This is a genomic window from Enterococcus sp. DIV1096b, from assembly GCF_050498765.1.
GTDB lineage: Bacteria > Bacillota > Bacilli > Lactobacillales > Enterococcaceae > Enterococcus_D > Enterococcus_D entomosocium.
The window spans coordinates 1,055,865-1,073,783 of record NZ_JBMHEK010000001.1 but is presented as its reverse complement, the minus strand read 5'-3'; the positions used below and the strand labels follow the sequence as shown (position 1 = coordinate 1,073,783).

At 41.8% G+C, this 17,919-nt stretch carries 18 protein-coding genes and 1 other RNA gene; 9 read left to right on the top strand and 10 right to left on the bottom strand.

What is annotated here, in order from left to right; all coding sequences use genetic code 11:
* Positions 1-50: 50 nt before the first annotated feature.
* The 3 genes from IGJ17_RS05160 to gdhA form a co-directional block, all read right to left on the bottom strand.
* On the bottom strand, positions 51-260 hold the full coding sequence (locus IGJ17_RS05160) for a hypothetical protein (protein ID WP_429961154.1): 210 nt from the start codon (positions 258-260) through the stop codon (positions 51-53).
* A gap of 362 nt (positions 261-622) precedes the next feature.
* Positions 623-1,969, bottom strand: coding sequence for a glucose-6-phosphate isomerase (locus IGJ17_RS05155; RefSeq protein WP_086332139.1), 1,347 nt, complete (start codon positions 1,967-1,969; stop codon positions 623-625).
* 102 nt (positions 1,970-2,071) lie between these two features.
* Positions 2,072-3,421, bottom strand: coding sequence for an NADP-specific glutamate dehydrogenase (gdhA, locus tag IGJ17_RS05150; RefSeq protein ID WP_086332138.1), 1,350 nt, complete (start codon positions 3,419-3,421; stop codon positions 2,072-2,074).
* Positions 3,422-3,581: 160 nt separating this feature from the next.
* Between gdhA and IGJ17_RS05145 the strand changes: the two genes are divergently transcribed.
* Both IGJ17_RS05145 and IGJ17_RS05140 read left to right on the top strand, forming a co-directional pair.
* Complete coding sequence (locus IGJ17_RS05145) at positions 3,582-4,844, top strand: NAD(P)/FAD-dependent oxidoreductase (RefSeq protein WP_016613916.1); 1,263 nt, start codon at positions 3,582-3,584, stop codon at positions 4,842-4,844.
* Positions 4,845-4,983: 139 nt separating this feature from the next.
* Positions 4,984-6,021: a tagatose 1,6-diphosphate aldolase gene (locus IGJ17_RS05140; RefSeq protein WP_005237193.1), complete on the top strand. Its 1,038-nt coding sequence runs from the start codon at positions 4,984-4,986 to the stop codon at positions 6,019-6,021.
* A 55-nt stretch (positions 6,022-6,076) separates the two neighbouring features.
* Here IGJ17_RS05140 and ybaK read toward each other — a convergent pair whose 3' ends face one another.
* Genes ybaK through IGJ17_RS05125 form a run of 3 tightly spaced genes read right to left on the bottom strand, consistent with a single transcriptional unit; the run spans position 6,077 to position 8,546 of the window.
* On the bottom strand, positions 6,077-6,568 hold the full coding sequence (gene ybaK / locus IGJ17_RS05135; protein WP_429961153.1) for a Cys-tRNA(Pro) deacylase: 492 nt from the start codon (positions 6,566-6,568) through the stop codon (positions 6,077-6,079).
* Between the two features lie 50 nt (positions 6,569-6,618).
* Positions 6,619-7,371, bottom strand: a complete 753-nt coding sequence (gene aroD / locus IGJ17_RS05130; RefSeq protein ID WP_008377653.1) for a type I 3-dehydroquinate dehydratase — start codon at positions 7,369-7,371, stop codon at positions 6,619-6,621.
* A 5-nt stretch (positions 7,372-7,376) separates the two neighbouring features.
* Complete coding sequence (locus tag IGJ17_RS05125) at positions 7,377-8,546, bottom strand: class I SAM-dependent rRNA methyltransferase (RefSeq protein WP_010749701.1); 1,170 nt, start codon at positions 8,544-8,546, stop codon at positions 7,377-7,379.
* Between the two features lie 237 nt (positions 8,547-8,783).
* Between IGJ17_RS05125 and IGJ17_RS05120 the strand changes: the two genes are divergently transcribed.
* The 3 genes from IGJ17_RS05120 to IGJ17_RS05110 all read left to right on the top strand — a co-directional run bounded on the left by IGJ17_RS05120 (position 8,784) and on the right by IGJ17_RS05110 (position 12,238).
* Positions 8,784-10,868 (top strand): LTA synthase family protein, encoded by a 2,085-nt coding sequence (locus IGJ17_RS05120; RefSeq protein WP_016613914.1) that lies wholly within the window; start codon positions 8,784-8,786, stop codon positions 10,866-10,868.
* A gap of 180 nt (positions 10,869-11,048) precedes the next feature.
* Entirely contained in the window at positions 11,049-11,786 is a 738-nt protein-coding gene (locus IGJ17_RS05115) for a hypothetical protein (RefSeq protein WP_086332137.1), read from the top strand.
* Entirely contained in the window at positions 11,765-12,238 is a 474-nt protein-coding gene (locus IGJ17_RS05110) for a hypothetical protein (RefSeq protein WP_005237198.1), read from the top strand. Before IGJ17_RS05115 ends, IGJ17_RS05110 begins: the two co-directional genes overlap by 22 nt.
* Positions 12,239-12,355: 117 nt before the next feature.
* Here IGJ17_RS05110 and IGJ17_RS05105 read toward each other — a convergent pair whose 3' ends face one another.
* The 3 genes from IGJ17_RS05105 to IGJ17_RS05095 are packed head-to-tail and all read right to left on the bottom strand — an operon-like array spanning position 12,356 to position 14,860.
* Positions 12,356-13,816, bottom strand: coding sequence for a sensor histidine kinase (locus IGJ17_RS05105; RefSeq protein ID WP_005237199.1), 1,461 nt, complete (start codon positions 13,814-13,816; stop codon positions 12,356-12,358).
* Positions 13,816-14,529, bottom strand: a complete 714-nt coding sequence (locus tag IGJ17_RS05100; RefSeq protein WP_005237200.1) for a response regulator transcription factor — start codon at positions 14,527-14,529, stop codon at positions 13,816-13,818. Before IGJ17_RS05100 ends, IGJ17_RS05105 begins: the two co-directional genes overlap by 1 nt.
* Positions 14,510-14,860 (bottom strand): SdpI family protein, encoded by a 351-nt coding sequence (locus IGJ17_RS05095; protein WP_005237201.1) that lies wholly within the window; start codon positions 14,858-14,860, stop codon positions 14,510-14,512. Before IGJ17_RS05095 ends, IGJ17_RS05100 begins: the two co-directional genes overlap by 20 nt.
* A gap of 145 nt (positions 14,861-15,005) precedes the next feature.
* Here IGJ17_RS05095 and IGJ17_RS05090 point away from each other — a divergent pair, with 145 nt between their 5' ends.
* Together IGJ17_RS05090 and ssrA are read left to right on the top strand one after the other, a co-directional pair.
* Positions 15,006-15,776, top strand: a complete 771-nt coding sequence (locus IGJ17_RS05090) for a Cof-type HAD-IIB family hydrolase (protein WP_016613911.1) — start codon at positions 15,006-15,008, stop codon at positions 15,774-15,776.
* Positions 15,777-15,838: 62 nt separating this feature from the next.
* Positions 15,839-16,202: a transfer-messenger RNA gene (ssrA, locus tag IGJ17_RS05085) on the top strand.
* A 323-nt stretch (positions 16,203-16,525) separates the two neighbouring features.
* Here the strand turns inward: ssrA and IGJ17_RS05080 are convergent.
* Positions 16,526-16,741, bottom strand: a complete 216-nt coding sequence (locus IGJ17_RS05080; protein WP_034872498.1) for a helix-turn-helix domain-containing protein — start codon at positions 16,739-16,741, stop codon at positions 16,526-16,528.
* 114 nt (positions 16,742-16,855) lie between these two features.
* On the opposite strand from IGJ17_RS05080, the gene IGJ17_RS05075 reads away from it, so the two are divergent.
* Together IGJ17_RS05075 and IGJ17_RS05070 are read left to right on the top strand one after the other, a co-directional pair.
* Complete coding sequence (locus tag IGJ17_RS05075; protein ID WP_016613909.1) at positions 16,856-17,155, top strand: hypothetical protein; 300 nt, start codon at positions 16,856-16,858, stop codon at positions 17,153-17,155.
* A 147-nt stretch (positions 17,156-17,302) separates the two neighbouring features.
* Entirely contained in the window at positions 17,303-17,671 is a 369-nt protein-coding gene (locus IGJ17_RS05070; RefSeq protein ID WP_005237205.1) for an ACT domain-containing protein, read from the top strand.
* Positions 17,672-17,919 lie beyond the last annotated feature (248 nt).

The window sequence follows — 17,919 nt, the reverse complement described above, 5'->3', positions numbered from 1 at the left end:
GAAAAATACTGCTCACGGTGATCCGTTGAGCAGCATTTTTTGCTAGTTGGTTAGGCAACGTTCGTTTGCGTACAAATTTTATTGAAACTGACGATCATCCGACGATTACAAGCTTCTACTTGTGCTTGATCTTCTTCTTCATAACTTGAAGCGACGATCAACGCCTTATGTACGTATAGTTTTTCCACCACACCAATCACAGGCTTGCTCGCCCCGACAGGTCGGCAGACATATTTTTCACCGATCGTAATATTCTCCATATCCTCACCTCAACCGTTTTCTTTCATAAAGATATAATAACAAAAAAGCATCAAATTGAAAACGTTTTATTTCAATTTATCACGCATTTGTCACCAAGAAATGACAGTTTCGTTCGTTCAAACGCACTGGTTTGTTCGTGCCACTTCTTAAAAAGCATTTTATACTAAAGGAAATCAAAAGGAGATGAGTCAAATGCCAATTATTCAAACCTGTATCTTTGGACTATTGTCTGCTGCGTTGCTTTGGGGATTAAAAGAAGACCGCTGATTTTTTGGATCAACTATCGAGTAACACAACAAACGCGAAAATAAAACAACGCCTTGTGCCAATCAGAACTGGCACAAGGCGTTTCTTTGTCGAATTATAGACGTTCGTTCAATTCTTTTGCAAGATCTTCGAAACCTGGTTTGCCAAGTAAGGCGAACATGTTTTTCTTGTACGCTTCAACCCCTGGTTGGTCAAATGGGTTCACACCGTTTAAGTAACCAGAGATACCTACAGCGATCTCAAAGAAGTACATCGTGTAACCTAACGTGTACGCATCCATTGTAGGAATTTTTACTAACAGATTAGGTACATCCCCATCTGTATGGGCAAGTAACGTTCCTTCAAAAGCTTTCGTATTAACAAAATCAACTTCTTTTCCTTCTAAGTAGCCAAGACCATCAAGATCTGCTTCTTGTGTAGGGATCGCAATTGATTTGCGTGGTTTTTCAACTTTTACGACAGTTTCAAAGATATTGCGACGGCCTTCTTGGATGTATTGACCAAGAGAATGCAAATCTGTTGAGAAGTTTGCACTTGAAGGATAGATCCCTTTTTGGTCTTTTCCTTCAGACTCACCGAATAATTGTTTCCACCATTCTGAGAAGTATTGCATGCCTGGTTCGTAGTTGATCAGCAATTCGGTTACTTTGCCTTTGCGATAAAGGATGTTACGCATTGCTGCATATTGATACGCTTCATTTTTTTCAAGGTCGTCACTTACGTAAGCATCGCTAGCATCTGCTGCCCCTTGCATCAAGGCATCGATATCTGCTCCGCTGGCAGCGATTGGTAATAAACCAACAGCAGTCAATACAGAGAAACGGCCGCCGACGTCATCTGGAATCACAAAGGTTTCCCAGTTTTCGGCATCTGCTTCAACTTTTACTGCACCTTTCGCTTTATCCGTTGTTGCGTAGATCCGTTTGTTGGCTTCTTCTTTACCGTATTTTTCAATCAAACGTTCTTTGAAAACACGGAAAGCGATCGCTGGCTCAGTAGTTGTTCCTGATTTTGAGATCACATTCACAGAGAAGTCACGGTCACCAATGATTTCGATCAAATCTGCTAAGTAAGTTGAAGAAATCGAATTACCGGCAAAAAAGATTTGTGGTGCTTTGCGTTCTTCATTTGGTAACAAGTTAAAGAAAGAATGATTTAAGAAATCAATCGCTGCTTTCGCTCCTAAATAAGATCCGCCGATCCCGATCACGACTAGTACTTCAGAATCAGATTGAATTTTTTCCGCCGCTTTTTTGATACGCGCAAATTCATCTTTGTCATAATTTTTAGGAAGGTCGATCCAACCTAAAAAGTCGCTACCAGCACCTGTTCCTTCGCGTAATTGTTTGTCTGCTGCTGTAACTTGACTTTGCATGTAGCTCAATTCGTATTCGTTCACGAATGGTGCTACTTTCGAATAGTCAAACTTGATGTGTGACATGATTTGTCCTCCTTGAAAAAATAGTTTTTCATACACTACCTACTTTACGTTTTTTTCCAACTTTTTTCAAGTAATTCCTGATAGATAGCCTGTCAGGTGATTTTAGACAAGTCCTTGAGCAAACATTGCTTTAGCAACTTTTTCAAAGCCTGCTACGTTCGCACCTAACATAAAATTATTTTTTTGATCGAAGGTTTCAGCTGTATCACGGCATGCTTCATAGATCGACTTCATGATATCATCCAATTTGGCATCGACTTCGGCTTTTTCCCATTGCAATCGTTGGGAGTTTTGACTCATTTCTAAAGCAGAAACGGCTACGCCGCCGGCATTGGCTGCTTTTCCTGGGCAGTAGAAAATTCCTTCTTCAATAAAATATTCTGCTGCTTCTAATGAGCTAGGCATATTCGCGCCTTCAGAAACGACCCGGACGCCATTGGCTTTTGCACGTTTGGCTTGCGAGAGATCAATCTCGTTTTGGGTCGCACAAGGAAAGGCTAATTCCGCTGGAGTATCAAAATCCCAGACAGTTGCCCCTTCATGATATTCCGCTGTTGGCCGTTCCTTGGCGTAAGCCATCAACCGTTCGCGTTTCACTTCTTTGATCTCTTTTAATAAGGCCAGATCAATGCCGTCTTTGTCATAAATAAAACCAGAGGAATCAGAACATGTGACAGGGATCGCACCTAATTCTTGCAATTTCTCAATTGCATAGATCGCAACATTGCCGCTTCCAGAAACGATCGCTTTTTTGCCTTCAAATGTTTCACCTAAGTCTGTCAATAAATGCTTAACGAAATAAACAGCGCCATAACCCGTTGCTTCTGTGCGGTTTTTACTGCCCCAGAAGTCTAGTGGCTTACCGGTTAAAATCCCGGCATCGTATTGTTTCAATCGTTTGTAGGCACCAAACAAATAGCCGATTTCCCGACCTCCGACACCAATGTCGCCAGCAGGAACATCTAGGTCAGGTCCGATATGTTTTGACAGCTCCGTCATAAAGCTTTGGCAAAAACGCATCACTTCGGCATCTGATTTGCCTTTTGGATCAAAGTCACTTCCGCCTTTGCCGCCGCCGATCGGCAGACCCGTCAAGCTGTTTTTGAAGATTTGCTCAAACGCCAAAAACTTCAAAATACTCAAGTTTACACTTGGGTGAAAACGCAAGCCGCCTTTGTAAGGCCCCATTGCAGAGTTGAATTGAATCCGATAGCCACGGTTTACTTGCCAGTTGCCTTGATCGTCTTGCCACGGGACTCTGAATTGGATAAAACGTTCTGGTTCAGTTAAGAGTGCAAGGATATTTGATTCAATATATTCTGGATGCTCCTCTAAAAAGGGAACGATCGTAGGCAAAAATTCGTCAATTGCTTGAAGAAATTCCGGTTGGTGTTGGTCTTTCTCGTGAATCTTCGCTTGAATTTCTTTCACGTAAGCTGAAGCTTTGGTCATAGTGCATTACCTCCTTTAAGATATTTTCTATTTTAAAGAAATTTTCTGAAATTGCACGCTTTTTTTTAGAATTGTCAGAATTTTTTATCATTCGAAAAAAATCGCCCTCTCCTTTCAGCAGTCATAGGCGATGTGTTACAATCCCAAAGAGGTGAGAAGAATGGAAAAAACCTATGATGTCATCGTTGTTGGTGCAGGTACGAGCGGTATGATGGCTGCGATCACCGCTGCCAAACAAGGTGCTAGGGTCTTATTAATCGAAAAAAACAAAAAAATCGGCAAGAAACTATTGATGACTGGCGGCGGACGCTGCAATGTAACCAATAATCGGCCGGTAGATGATTTAGTTGCTCATATTCCAGGAAACGGCAAGTTTTTGTATAGTACGTTTTCCCAATTCAATAACTATGATGTAATGGCGTTTTTCGCAGACTTAGGTGTCGTCTTAAAAGAAGAAGACCACGGACGGATGTTCCCTGTGACGAACAAATCAAAAACCATCGTCGAAGCGCTGCTTCAAGCAATCAACGATCATCACGTCACCCTGTTGACGAATACGGTCGTAACCAAGCTGATCCATGATGGCAGCCAAATACGCGGCGTACGAACCGAAACCGATGAGTTCTCTGCCCCAAGCGTGATTTTGACGACGGGTGGCCGCACCTATCCTTCCACGGGCGCGACGGGGGACGGCTATAAGATGGCGAAAAAAGTCGGGCATACCATTACGCCGCTTTATCCAACCGAATCGCCGCTTGTTTCAGAAGAATCTTTTATTCAAGAACGGACCTTGCAGGGCATTTCCTTACAAGACATCACCTTGAGCGTCTTGGATCAAAAAGGAAAGCCCATCGTCGCCCATACCATGGATCTTTTGTTTACCCACTTTGGGTTATCTGGTCCAGCTGCTTTGCGCTGTTCCTCTTTTGTGAACCAAGAATTGAAAAAGCAGCAACCAGTGACGGTTGTTCTGGATTGTCTGCCGACGAAAGCCCAGGAAGCCTTGACCCAAGAATTAATTCAGTCTGCGGCTTCGAAGAAACAATTGCCGAATGCTTTAGCTGGCTTTTTGCCTGAGCGCTTGATGACCTTCTTTTTGCAGCAGCTAGACTTGCATGAGCTGGTTGCTGAAAAAGCCTCACCGGAACAGTTGACGGCGCTCGCTTCCTTGATCAAAGGCTTTTCAATCACCATTGTCCGCACGTTCCCATTAGAAAAGTCCTTCGTGACGGGCGGCGGGGTCCATCTGAAAGAAATCAACCCTAAGACCATGGAAAGTAAGAAAATCAATGGCTTGTATTTTGCCGGTGAATTGCTGGATATCAATGGTTATACAGGTGGTTTCAACATCACCGCTGCGTTTTGCACGGGTCATGTTTCTGGAAAAAACGCAGCAGAAACAGCTAGTTATTTCAATTATTGATCGACGACCCGGGTGTTCGCAGCAATATCCTGGCCTGTAGCTGCGAACACCTGGTTCTCCCCCTCTTTTTGCTTATTAGTTGGGTTTTTCTCAAAGTAGGCGTAGACTAAAGATAGCAAGATCGAGGGAGGTTTTTTTTATGAAACGAATTTCAAGAGGTAAATTTGAACGAATGCAAAAACTTTCAAATGAGGACGGTGTGATTGCCGCACTAGCGATCGACCAACGTGGTTCCATGAAAAAAATGATGAAGGCGGCAACTGGACCGGATGACTTTACGATGGAACACATTTATGAATTCAAACAGTTGGTTTCCCAAGAACTGACCAAATATGTCAGCAGTATTCTGTTAGATGAGGAATATGGCTTCTTAGGGATCGAAGCAAAGAATCCCAATGCTGGCTTGATCCTTTCCTATGAAAAAACAGGCTATGATGTCAACACGCCGGGTCGTTTGCCAGAGATTTTACCCAATGAATCGTTGCAGCGCTTGGTGAAAAAAGGTGCGGATGCTGCAAAAGTCTTGGTTTATTATAATCCAGATGAACCCCAAGAGATTTTAGATACCAAACATGCGTTTTTGGAGCGTTTAGGTACGGAGGCACAGGCGGCCGATATTCCCTTATTTGTGGAACCGATCGTCTATGATGATGAGATCACAGATGACAAATCACCTGCTTTTGCCAAGATCAAACCGAGCAAGGTCATCCGAACCATTCAGGAATTGACGAAAGATCACTACCATATCGATATTTTGAAAGTCGAAGTACCGGTTCAGTTCGACTTAGTGGAAGGCTTCCAAAAAGAAGGCTTAGAGGCCGTCTATACGCAAGAAGAAGCAGCCAATTACTTCAAAGAAGCCAGTGACGCCGCGACTCGGCCATTTATCTATTTGAGTGCGGGAGTTCCAGCGAATGTCTTTCGCGATGAATTGACCTTTGCTGGTCAACACGGTGCTAAATTCTCAGGAATCTTAGGTGGGCGAGCAACTTGGCGCGATAGTGTGGAAATCTATGGGAAGCAAGGCGCCAAAGCATTACTGGAATGGCTGGACACCCAAGGGAAAGAAAATGTTGAAGAATTAAACGCCATTCTAAAACAATATGCCACTCCATGGTTTGACTTTTATGGTGGTTTAGAAAATATTGAGGTTTTCGATATTGAAGTAATGGAATAAAATAGTACAAAATAATCCCCGTGAACGGCATTTCAAGATGGTTCACGGGGATTTTTTATTCGTGTTCAGGTGCCAACAAATCGGCAAAGATCGCCCTAGTCAATTGTTGCAACGCTTGTGGGGCAAGCCCCATCTGCAACCCGCGCTTTCCTGCAGAAACCACGATTTCTTCCAGTGTCTGCGCTTCACGATCAATATAAGTAGGAAAGAGCTTTTTCATCCCGATCGGCGAACAGCCGCCGCGAATATAGCCAGTCGTTTCTTCTAAATCTCTCAGATGCAGCATCTCTACTTTTTTGTTTCCACTGACTTTGGCTAACTTTTTCAGATCCACTTCTCTGTTTCCAGGAATCACAGCCACTAGCGGACCTGTTTTGTTGCCCAGTGCCACCAGCGTTTTGTAGATGGCTTGCGGGCGTGCTAGTTGCACAGCGACGGATTGCGCATCGAGATGGTCTTCCGACCACTCATAGGTGTATTCGTTATAAGCGATTTTCTGTTGTTCTACTTGACGGATCGCATTGGTTTTTTGTTTCTTCTTCGCCATTTTATCCCTCTTTTGTTTTGGTTTCTTTTAAGAGAAGGCCTTGGCTGGTCTTACTCATTGAGTGAAAATTCTTGTAAGTAGTTGGTCATTCGTTCGATCGGTATTTGTCCAGGTGCTGAAGCACCTTGCAACGAAGCAAAAGTAAAGACCGAACCAGTCAATGCCCCACTAATCCGGCTGATTTTCCCCAGCTCCCCCATCGACATGATCGCCAACGGCAGTTGGTTGAAGCCACGCGCTTTAGTAATGATCCCCATCAAACGTAAAACATCTTGGACTTGCTTGGGCATCATCGCTAACTTGCCAACATCGGCACCAAATTGATTCATTACGCCGATCTTTAAAATCAACACAGCATCTTCTGGCGTTTTCTCAAAATCATGATTGCTCAATATCAGCTTTACCTGTGCCTTTTTGATTTCTTGAATAAAGGCTCGACCTAAAAATTCAGCTTTCTCTAATTCGACATCGATCCAATCGATCAAGCCTGAATCAGCAGCAGCTAAACACAATTCTTTGTACTGGGTCAATGTGAACGCCCGCTCGCCCCCTTCTTCCAAGGTTCGAAAAGTGAAGAGCAGCTCTTTGTGCTTTAATGTCGTGCGAATATGTGATAACGCATCTAAGACCGCTTGCTGGTCTTCGACATGTTTGTAATGATCAACACGCCATTCGACGATCTGTGCCTCTGATTCCTCAGCAGCAATGGCTTGTTTCAAGATCTCTTCATTGGTTTTCCCAATCAATGGCACACAAATCAACGGTGTTTTCCCGTCTAACGTTACTGGTTTTGATCGGCTCATCTCCTTCACTCCTTTTTCATTTGATAAAAGAATACTTTCAGATAGTTCCCTTCGGAAAAATGCTTATCTACCGCAAAATCAGCTGGTAGACGATAACTTTGAATACATTCATAAGCAACGTGTGCTTTCTCTAAGGATGCTTCGATCATTTCTTGAAACTTCCTCGGTGAAAGATTGGCCGCATTCGTTGAGGCGATCAACAAGCCATCAGGCGCTAAAATCGCCAAACTATCAGTGACTAAGTCGCCATAATTTTTCGCAACCGAGAAGACCTTTTTCTTGTTGCGGGCAAAACTCGGCGGATCTAAAACGATCACATCAAAGCGCAAGTCTTTTTTGCTGGCATAATTGAAGTAATTGAAAACATCCATGACATGGATACGCTGGGTATCTGGATCAATGCCGTTGACTGCAAATTGTTCGCGGGTCTTTTCTAGACTGCGTTTTGCCAAATCGACGCTCGTTGTTTGAGCAGCGCCACCGACAGCAGCAGCGACAGAAAACGCCCCCGTATAACTGAACATATTTAAAACCGTCTTGCCAGCTGCCAAGCCATCAACAAGTTGCCCACGAACTTCTTTTTGATCCAAAAAGATGCCCGTCATTAGTCCTTCGTTCAAATACGTCGCATACGTGACGCCATTTTCCTTCACCAGTAAGGGTTCAGGTGCCGTTTTTCCATAGACCCATGCTGATTCAGGCAGCTCAGACGTAAAGCGGATTTTTTCATAAGCCCCTTTGATCTCGGGAAATATTTGACGAAAAGCCGCCACGATCGCTTTTTTATGTTGATAAAGGGTGGCATTGTACCAAGAAAAAACGACATACTCGCCATACAAATCTACGGTAAGTCCCCCCAATTGATCCCCCTCGCCATTAAACAGACGAAAGGCATCTGTCAGGTCATCTTGATAGTAAGCAATGCGTTTGCCTTTTGCTTTCGCAAAGCGTTGCGCAAAGAATGCTTGGTCGATCACTGTTTCTTCAAAGGATACGACCCATCCGATCCCTTTATTTTGTTCCCCAAGATAGCCGACACCTAAGAAATGGTTGGCCTGATCAATAAAGGTGACCCACTCCTTCGTCTCGATTGCTTGTTGAAGATCTTCTCGTTGGATCAACGGATTCTTTTTGCGAAGCTTCGCTGATCCTTGCTTCGTTAGTTTTATTTTCATGTTCATCTGCTCCATTCATTCTCCTTTTTAGTATAGCAAAAAGCGACAGTATTGTCTGTATCCTTGAAAGTAAAGAAATACTTAATTCCGCGTCATGACAAGGAATTCATTTGACACGTCTTTCACAGCCTAGTAAAATGTACTGTGATGTAAAATCGTAATTTACCGGTTATACTGGAAAAAGAGAGGACGATTCCTTTGAAAAAAAATAAAGTATCCACCTTTGTGAATACAAGAATGGGCTTTTTTTTCCTATTAGCCCTATTATTTTGGCTAAAAAATATCTTTGCCTATATGGTGGACTTCCACCTAGGTATTGAAAGCAGCATTCAGTACTTCATCTTATTCATCAATCCGATCGCAACGACTTTGTTGTTGCTGTCGATCGCATTGTACGTAAGAAGAACCAAAGCAGCTTATATCACGATGCTTGTGATCTATTTCTTGATGACTCTGCTGTTGTTCTCTAATGTTTCGTACTATCGAGAATTCACTGACTTTATCACCATCAACACGATGCTCGGTGTAGGAAAAGTAGCAAGTGGTCTAGGAGAAAGCGCAATTCGCTTGTTCCGTCCCTACGATGTGTTGTACTTCATTGACTTTATCGTGTTAATTGCAGCCTTTTCAATGAAGAAAATCAAAATGGACACTCGTCCTGTACGGGCACGGATGGCTTTCGCCATTTCAACATTGGCTGTCATGGTCTTTTCTGCCAACCTTTTCTTAGCAGAGGCGGATCGTCCTGAATTGCTTACTCGAACGTTTTCTCGTGACTATTTAGTCAAATATCTTGGGATCAACGCCTTTACGGTTTATGATGGGGTACAAACTTATCAAGCTTCGCAAGTACGTGCCGAAGCGAGTCCCAACGACATGAACGAAGTAGAGAGCTATGTTAAAGAACATTACGCAGAACCAAATGATGATCTGTTCGGTATCGCAAAAGGCAAGAATGTCATTTATATTCACTTAGAAAGTGTTCAGCAATTCTTGATCGATTATAAATTGAAAGATGAAGATGGCGTGGAACATGAAGTCATGCCGTTTATCAATAGTTTATACCATAGCGATAGTACCTTTAGTTTTGATAATTTCTTCCACCAAGTAAAAGCTGGGAAGACCAGTGATGCCGAAACATTATTCGAAAATTCCCTGTTTGGATTGAATCAAGGAGCGTTATTCACTCAACTGGGTGGGAAAAATACCTTTGAGGCAGCGCCAGATATTTTAGGTCAAACGCAAGGCTATACCAGTGCTGTTTTCCACGGAAATACCGGTACCTTCTGGAACCGAAATGAAACCTACAAACGGTTTGGCTATGATTATTTCTTCGACGCATCTTATTATGATGTCAATGATGAAAATTCATTCCAATACGGTCTACATGACAAACCGTTCTTTGAACAATCCGTACAATACTTAGAACGTCTGCAACAACCGTTCTATTCAAAATTCATTGCGGTTTCTAACCACTACCCATATTCTGAATTTACCAATGAAGAAGGCGGCTTCCCGCTAGCGAACACTTCTGATCAAACGATCAATGGCTATTTCGCAACCGCGAATTATTTGGATAAAGCCGTGGAAGAGTTCTTCAATTACTTGAAAGAAAGTGGCTTATACGAAAACTCAGTCATCGTTTTATATGGTGACCATTACGGAATTTCCAATTCTCGTAACCGTAACTTAGCAGAATTGCTTGGAAAAACAAGTTCTACATGGACAAACTTTGACAATGCCTCGTTACAACGTGTGCCTTATATGATTCATATTCCAGGACAATCAAACGGCGGCATCAATCATACGTATGGTGGCCAAGTCGATGCCTTGCCAACCCTATTGCACTTACTGGGTGTGGATACATCAAACTATATCCAATTAGGACAAGATTTATTCTCTGATCAAAACGAACAACTGGTTGCTTTCCGCGATGGCGACTTTGTGACACCAGACTACACCTACTACAGCAGTACATTGTATGACAATCGTACCGGCATGCCGATCAACGATCCATCCGATGAATTGCAAGCCAAAGTCGATGAATGGAAAGCCAAAGTCGACAAGCAGCTTTCGGTTTCTGATCAGATCAATAATGGTGACCTTTTACGATTCTACGCGAAAAGCGGTCTAGAAGAAGTTGATCCTTCGACCTATAACTACAAAGACGCCCTTCAGCAAATGATGGACATTGAAAAGAATCTAGGCAGTGATTCAACTAGTGCCTTTTCTCAAAATGGCAATCAATCGACCGTCGATCTGTATCAAACAAAAACCTTCCAAGAATACCAGCAGATGACGGAACAAGATAGCGGCGAGTAAAGTAAGAACAACCAATAATCAATCCAGTAAGGCACCTGCCTTGCTGGATTTTTTTGCACTATTTGATAAGAAAAAGTCGAACTTTCTTGCCACTTTTTTAGCTTCGATATTTTACTACAAGAACTTCATACTTTATTCAAACTCCCCTTTTATACTATGTACTAGGATGAGGTGACTTAGATGAAAACTATACATTTTGCGATTGCCAGCATTTTTTATCATAAAAAAGCCATGGTGCTTTATACGCTTGTATCCTTCTTTGCCGTGATTGGCTTGATCGTGACGTTTGCCTTGATCTATTCGATGGATCAAGTGATCGCTCAAACAAGAGATCTCTTGGCGACAGAAGATCTGCAAACGAAAGTAGCCGAAGAGATCCAACCAGTCACGACAATTTATCATCAACTGTTCTATTTGATTTTTAGTGCCTTTACACTGGTCTTTATTGGCTTTCAAGTTTACTATCAATTATATAAACGCTCGGAATACACAGCTTGGTTAGCAAGTGGCGCCACCACCAGACAATGGGTAGCGATGCAGATCATTGAAATGCTCTTGCCGCTCTTAGCAGCCGCTGTGATCGCCTTTGTCTTATTGCTACTCTTCCAGCCTTATTTCCAGCGGGAATTACTTAGTGGGCATATCATTGCCCTTGATCGAGAGCGTGCTTCTGATAACTTTTGGGAGGCTGTACAAAGTCTTCCTGGACAAGAATTCGCCATTACGATTCCGCAGAATAGTCAAATTCTGGTCCAAAATGTCGATTTGAACAGCACCACTTGGCTTGCTATTTTATTTGAAAGCACACGCCACACACTTGTCGTCATACTTGCCGCTGTTACCAGTTTTACTGGTTTGATTGCCAGCGGACATAGTCTGTATTGGAGGAAAAAACAATGGAAAAACCAACTCAGCTAACGAAACCAATTGGTTTCTATTATGTTTCGAAAGACAATGAAACAAAAACTTCTGAATTAAGTTTGCTGCTTTCACAAAAAAAAGCCATCTTGATTCGTGCTCAATGGCCTTCCGTTCCCTTTTTATCCGTCATGGACAATGTATCTCTTGCAAATAAAAAAGGGGGCGATTTAGAGGGTGTTCTGCCTTATGTTCAGCTTCCCTTATCGGCTTTGAAAAAAGAGCGGACAGAATTAGGCCCCTTTGAGGAGATCAAAATTCAGCTGCTCTTAGCGTTACTTTCAGAAAGAGAAACCCTTTTAATCGAAAATGTCTTGAGCACGTTAACAACAGAAGAGGTCCAAATCCTGCTACCTTTGTGCCAAGAAATCGCCGAACAATTTGCTGTTGCCATCTATTTGATCCATGAAGACGAATGCTTTGCCCATACGCCCTATACCACTTATCTATAGTTTACATAGCCCTCATACAAAAAGGCTTGCTTGCAAAAGCAAGTCTTTTTGTTTGGGCTGCTGCCAATGAACCGCAAAAAAATCGACCGGCTAAGCGAATTGCTGCCGGTCGATTCCTTATTCTTCATTTAAGTCGATATCTGGAAAAGAGATTTTAAAGGTCGTACCTTTGCCAAGTTCACTTTCTACACTGATCTTTCCTTTGTGCAGGCGTACGAGCTGTTCAACGATTGATAAGCCTAGACCTGATTCGCCAAATTGACGGTTTTTACGGGACGGATCGACTTTGTAGTAACGATCCCAAATATTTTTGACTTGTTCTTCAGACATACCGATCCCCGTATCACTGATTTCGATAATCGTTTCTAAATAGCCTTTTTCTATTCGGACCCGAATTTCTCCATCTTCCGTAAACTGGATCGCATTTTGTAAAATATTGACCATGATCTGGACGAAACGATCATAATCCGCGTAGACATCGATTGGCTCGGTTGTTTCTAAAATCAGCACATCTTTGGCAATTTCTGCCTTGCTCTCCAGTTGCGTCAACAGATTTTTGATGGTTTGCGTCGCATCAAATTTTTTGATGACCATCGAGATTTGATTGGTCCTGATTTTTTCGTAGTCAAGGTTTTCGTTGACTAATCGAATCAAGCGATTGGTTTCATTTTTCATCAAGCGGATCGCATTGTCTTTTTGATTCTCAGGAATTGCGTTGTACTCTAAGCCCTCCAATAAGCCATTGATGGTCGTCAACGGGGTACGCATCTCATGAGAAGCATCCGCCATAAATTGCCGACGACGTTCTTCTTGCCGTTCAATTTCTTCTTGGGATTCTTTTAAGGATTTCGTCATTAAATTAAAATCTTCGGCTAATTCATCAAATTCATCCCGATTATGCACCGGCAAGAAAATATCAAAATTGCCATTAGTAATTTCTTTGGTTGCTCGTTTCATTCGATTGATCCGTCTTACTTGGAACGTAGCGAAAAGGTAACTGATCAATAATGAGACAACGATCGAGATCAAACAAACTTTAAACAAGTTTTGATTAAAAGCACTGACAAGATTCAAAATACTGCTTGCCGATTGCGAAACCACCATTACACCGTAAAAATCCGTGCGATTGACAGAAAAAGGTATCAACACATAGGAAGTCAGTTCTTTTTCCCCGTATAAATTTGTGGCGGAAGTCAGTTGTAGACGCGCCCCATTTTCTAAGGATTGCCAGTCTTTTTCAGAGATCGGAAAATCAACAGCATGAGCGGTATCTAGTGGATAAATAATGTCATCAGGACTTTTAAAGAAAGCAAAGGAGATATCTTGGTTGCTCAAAATATTCTCAGCCAAACGCAAGGAATACTGTAGATAGCCATCCCGGGTCATATTTTGCTGTAAATATTCTGAATCACTGATTTGCGAAATCGTCGCGACCGACGAAGCATACCCCATTAACTGCTCATAATTTCGTTCTTGTAACGTTTGGCGTGTCATTTGAGTAAACGCAATACCAATCGTCATCAAGATCACGAAGATCACCACGAAAAATGCAATCAGCTGTTGATACAGGTAGCGCATTAAGCAGCACCCGCATCATCAAATTTGTACCCAACGCCCCAGACGGTTTGAATGATCTGTGGCCCCACTTTTTCAATTTTTTGTCTTAGTTTTTTGATGTGTGCATCAACGGTCCGTTCATCGCCAAAGTATTGGTAATCCCAAACCAGTTCTAACAGCTGTTCTCTCGAAAACACTTGTCGCGGTTTTTTCGCTAACGTATAAAGCAAATCAAATTCTTTCGGCGTCAACCCATCGATGGGTTTGCCATTTAAATAGGCTTCCCTTGTTTTTGTGTTCATTTTGAAATGATCGGTGACGATATCAAAGGTGGCATCGGAAGCTTCAGGTGTTGTTTTTTCAACCAATTCACTGCGGCGGTGTAATGCCTTGATCCGTGCAATCAAGGTCAATGGACTAAAGGGTTTCGTCACATAGTCGTCCGCCCCCATCTCTAACCCGATGACTTGGTCGCTTTCTGAATCACGGGCCGTCAACATAATAATAGGAACTGTACTAGAGATTTTACGAATTTCGCGCGCCACCATCATGCCGTCCATGGAAGGAAGATTCAAGTCAAGGGTGATCATATCCCACTTGTCTGGTTCAGCAGCAAAGGCCTCTAGTCCTTCTTTGCCATCGTATTTAAATACTGCTTCCCATCCTTCATTCAAGAAAAACATTTGCATCATTTCAGAAACAGATTCATTGTCTTCAATCATTAATATATTCATTTTCTTCACCTCTATGTTCTTTATCAAATCGTTGCAGATTTTCTTCGATCAGGCCAAAGATCGGCACGATGAACCAAGGGATCACGATCATTTCAACTAGAAAAAAATTGGTCCATTCTTGCCATTTCAAGACAAACCCAATGAGCGCCATGATTCCGCCAAAAAGCAGAAAGAATCGGGCAGATAGTTTTTGGGCCTGTCGCCAATTGCGTTCATTTTGTTTTGCTAGATAGGAACGGTATCCATAAATAAGGTTCATTTTTTTTGATGGAAAAAGAAAAAAAGTGAGACCAATCAAGAAAAAAATGCTGCCAATTACTAAAAAAATCATCGTTTCACTCCATTCTTCCTATAGTATACTCGAATTTCTTTCTTCTACCAACAACTTCACCGATTATTCATAAAGGTTTGCCTTTTTTTCAATCTTTGATAAGATTGTGAGTGGACTATGACTATAAACCTTAGGAGTAAGATACATGACCTATAAAGCATTAACTTTTTTTGATCTTGACGGTACACTTTTAGATGCGCACTCGCAAATCACTTCGGAAATTGCTGAGGCGATGGCGAGGTTGCGAAAAAACCAAGTACTGCCGATCATTGCAACAGGCAGAACCGAACCTGAAGTTACCGCTATTCGTGAAGCAGCTGGTATTACCTCGAACATCGTCATGAACGGTGCTTTTATCCGCATTGATGGCAAAGAAGTTTTTTCCGATACCCTTGAGCCTGAGCTTTGCGCAAGGATGTACCAAGCCGTCAAAGACAATGGCGATGAGCTGTGTTATTACAATGAGAAAGGCTATTGGGCGACTGGTCACACCGAGGAAATGGTTGGTGCATATAACTACGTCCGTAGCCCTCTACCAGAAATCGATCCTCTGCATTATGAAACTGATCGGACCAATATGTTGTTGGTTTTAGGTGTCGGCAACGATGCTTATTATCATGAGCGTTTTCCCGAACTAACTTTTTATCGTAATACGCCCTTTTCAATCGATGTCGTAAAATCCGGGACTTCTAAAGGGACTGGCGTAAAAACCTTGGTAGAATTATTGGGTCTAGAAGATGTACCTACCTTTGGCTTTGGTGACGGCAGCAACGATTTCGCCCTTTTAGAAGCTTGTGACCACAAGATTGCAATGGGAAATGGGATTCAAGAGTTAAAAGAGCTGGCAGACTTCGTGACCTTGAAAAATACCGAAGGCGGGATCGTACACGCCCTGAAACATTTTGACTTAATCTGATTCTTTGCACACGCACGAAAATATGGTATACTAGTGAATGGTAGCGATACCCCTTTTATCAAGGGGATGTTACGGATTCGACAGGCATAGTTGAGCCTGAATTGCGCTTCGTAGGTTACGTCTACGTTAAAACGTTACAGTTAAATATAACTGCTAAAAACGAAAACTCTTACGCTTTAGCTGCCTAAAAACAGTTAGCGTAGATCCTCTCGGCATCGCCCATGTGCTCGAGTAAGGGTCCTATTCTAAGTGGGATACGTTTTATCTTTCCGTCTGTAAGATAAAAAAGAGATCATCAGACTAGCGATACAGACTGCCTGTCACTCGGCAAGCTGTAAAGCGAATCTACAAATGAGTTGACTATGAGCGTAGATTTTTAGGTAGCAATATGTTTGGACGCGGGTTCGACTCCCGCCATCTCCATTTTAAACTGTCAGTAAGTGACACTAAGAGCCAAAACCTTGATTTTACAGGGTTTTGGCTTTTTACTTGTGCCAGTATGTGACACTATTTGACTACCAATCTAAATAGTTTTTTCAAAAGCACGCAAAAAAAATCCCGCCACTCCGAAAAGTGGTGGGCTAGAAGTGATGCCGTCCGCTGGCGTGCTTCCTAAATCCTTCTGTGTCGCCTTCTCTGATTTCTATAGGATATAAAAACAAAGAGAACCTTAGAATAGTCACGTCGCTACAGTGTGATTACGATATTCTAAGTGTTCTCTTTTTTGCCTTAGCCTACTTTTCAAAAAGTTATTTTTTCGTGAGTCTGATAATTTCTGAAATATCGTCAATTTCTAATGCATTAGCGATTCTTTCAATATGTTGAAGGTAAACTTTCTCTCGTTTTCCATTTGCCAGCTTATTAATAATCGAAGGTTCAATATCCGATAAGCGTGCTAACTCTCTTAGAGAAATTCCTCGGCTTTTTACAAGCTCTTTTAAGCCTATTTCTATTCTTCTGTTCATGTGTTCCCCACCTTTTCTGCAAACAGATGTTGTTCCTAGAGACATCATATAGTAAAATAGGATTAAAAGTGGTGTCTATACAAACATCAATAAAATCAGAATGGAGGCGTTACGTTGAAAGAAATAGAAAAGATGGGTATTAAGACGAGTAATAAGCAGCCGGTAAAAGAAATTAGCTACCAGGACATATATGGTTTAGGAGATACTTTGGAGCAATTGAAATCTTGGCAAGAACCACTCGGTGTATTAGAAAAATTTTTCAGTGACAAAAAAAGACCCGTGAATAAGCAGAAAATCATCCGAGATTATCATGCCTGCTCCTTATTATTCCATGTTTTTCTCACAGACTTAGGTAGCTCCCTCGAAAAACTGGAACTCCAGATTGGTGATTTAAAGACTCGAAGAAAAGTTTAATACCAGAACGATAGGTTGAGCTCCTATCAAGGTATAGACTATCGTTCTCTTTGCTAATTGGTTTGATAATTGAAAATGTTTAACAGCTTATTCCCTTAGTTCTTCCCATTTGATATGATGAAAGCATCAAACGAAGGACGTGATTAGATGAAACTAACCTTACTGGCTCCCTCTTTTTCTGTCATCCAAGTAAAGAGTATTGATCCTTCGATACTGAAGATTGTTCCTCTTTTTTTTGCCCATACGTCAGAAGAACTTTCTTTGGTGTTACCAACTGCAAACGTTCCAGCTGAAACGCTAAACAGAGAAGATGGATGGAAAGCGATGAAAATAATTGGTGTGCTGGATTTTAGCTTGATTGGCATTATTGCAAAAATCTCTTCCCTTCTAGCCGAGGAGTCAATCAGTATTTTTGCTGTTTCTACCTTCAATACTGATTATATTTTAATCAAGGAGCATCAGGTAGAACAAGCTCGTACTGTTTTAACCGCCAATGATTATTCTTTTGTCAATTGAGAAAAAACTTTTTCTTCCTTACTACAAGTTACTCTCGATCGCTTTATGAAATACAAAAGAACGACTGAACCAAAGAAGTTCAGTCGTTCTTTTGTATTTCACTTGTCGTTGAAGAAAGATAAGAGTACTGGGTATCCCAAATAAAAGACTTCCCCAAGCTTTCATTTTCCCCAGTACTCTTCATTGCTCGTTGTTAAGATAATCATAATACAAAAATGATTTTTATTCAATAACTATGCTTTAAAAAT